This is a genomic window from Dietzia sp. DQ11-71 (genome assembly GCF_014144995.1).
Classification (GTDB): domain Bacteria; phylum Actinomycetota; class Actinomycetes; order Mycobacteriales; family Mycobacteriaceae; genus Dietzia; species Dietzia kunjamensis.
On the sequence record NZ_JAALDT010000298.1, the window covers coordinates 1 to 1711 of the forward strand.

At 71.6% G+C, this 1711-nt stretch carries 1 protein-coding gene; it reads right to left on the minus strand.

What is annotated here, in order from left to right; genetic code table 11:
• On the minus strand, window positions 1-1629 hold a 1629-nt coding region (locus G6023_RS11000; protein ID WP_182635505.1), incomplete at its 3' end, for an AMP-binding protein.
• Window positions 1630-1711 lie beyond the last annotated feature (82 nt).

Sequence of the window (1711 nt, forward strand, 5' to 3'; positions counted from 1 at the left end):
GGCCCGTCCGGCGCGCTCCTTGCGCAGCAGGAACCGCTGGATCTTGCCCGACGGGGTCTTGGGCAGCTCGCGGACGAAGTGGATCCGGCGCGGGAAGGCGTGGGCGGCGAACTCCGTCTTGACCCACTTCTGTAGGCCGGACTCGGCCTCCGGGCCACCCTCCACGCCGTCGCGCAGGACCACGTACGCCTCGAGGACCTCCCCGGCCAGGTCGTCGGGGACGCCGATGACCGCCGACTCGAGCACGTCCGGGTGCTTGGCCAGGACGGACTCCACGTCGAACGGGCCGATGCGGTACCCGGACATGATGATCACGTCGTCGTCGCGGCTCGAGAAGTAGAAGTGGCCGTCCGCGTCGAGCTTGGCGGCGTCGCCGGTGTAGTACCAGCGCCCGTCCGCGCTGAAGCGCTCGGCGGTCTTCTCCGGGGCCTGGTGGTAGCCGGTGAACCACATCAGGGGGCTGGCGGGGACGTCGATCGCCACGCGGCCCAGCTCGCCCACGGGGGCGGGCTCGTCGTAGTCCGCGGCGAGCACGGTGCACGACCAGCCCGGCAGCGGCACGCCCATGGAGCCCGGGCGCACGTCCTCACGCAGCGAGTCGTGCCACGGGTTGATGATGAACATCCCGTGCTCGGTCTGGCCGTACTGGTCGCGCACCTCGACGCCGAACTGCTCGGTCGACCACTCGATCACCTCGGGGGTGAGCGGCTCACCGGCGGCCGAGGCTCGGCGGAGCGTGACGTCGGCCGGCGCGATGTCCCGCTTGGCCCGCATGGTGCGGTACACGGTCGGCGCGGCCGCGAAGTTGGTGACGTGGAAGTACTGCAGGACCGCGAACGCCAGCTCCGGGCTGTAGCGGGCGTGCAGCAGCAGGCTCCGACGGCCGACCGCCAGCGGGCCGAGGATGCCGTAGTAGAGGCCGTACGCCCAGCCCGGGTCGGCACCGTTCCAGAACACGTCGTCGGCCCGCACGTCCAGGCCCGTCTCGATGTACTGGTGGAACGCGGCCAGGGCGCGCACCGGCACGACGACGCCCTTCGGGGTGCCGGTGGTGCCGGAGGTGAACAGCATGACCAGGCCGGCGTCCGGACCGGTGACCGCCGCGGCGAGGCAGGGCTGCTGGGCGGCGGTGATCGTGGCCAGGTCGAGGTCGCCGTCTCGGGCCTCGGGGCAGTCCGCCAGGCCGGCGACGACCACCGGGACGGCGACGCTCTCGAGCTTTCCGCGCTGGTCCGCGTCGGAGACGACCACCTTGGCGTCGCCACCGGTGAGACGCATCTCGATGGCCGGCCACGCGAACGCGGTGAACAGCGGCATGTGGACGGCACCGAGTCGCCAGATCCCCATGAGGGTGAACACCAGGTCCGCGGACTTGGACATCAGCGTGGCCACCCGGTCGCGCTCGCCCACGCCGAGCTCGGCCAGCGCCGCGGCGACCTTCTCGCTCTCGGTCCGCAGCTCGCCGTAGGTGATGTCCCGCCCGGACAGGTCGGCGTCGATGACGGTGAAGGCGACCGCCTCGGGGGCGTGGCGGTCGCACAGGAACTCCGCGGCGCTCGCACCGGGGACGTCGTAGATTTCCAGCAACTGCTCCGGCGACAGGGGCGTGGACGCGGTGTTCTCGGTCATACCGCCAGATTGTGGCGCACGTGAACCACGACGCACCAGCAGCACCCACCAACGGGCACCCCCACTATCGGGGCTGGGCGTG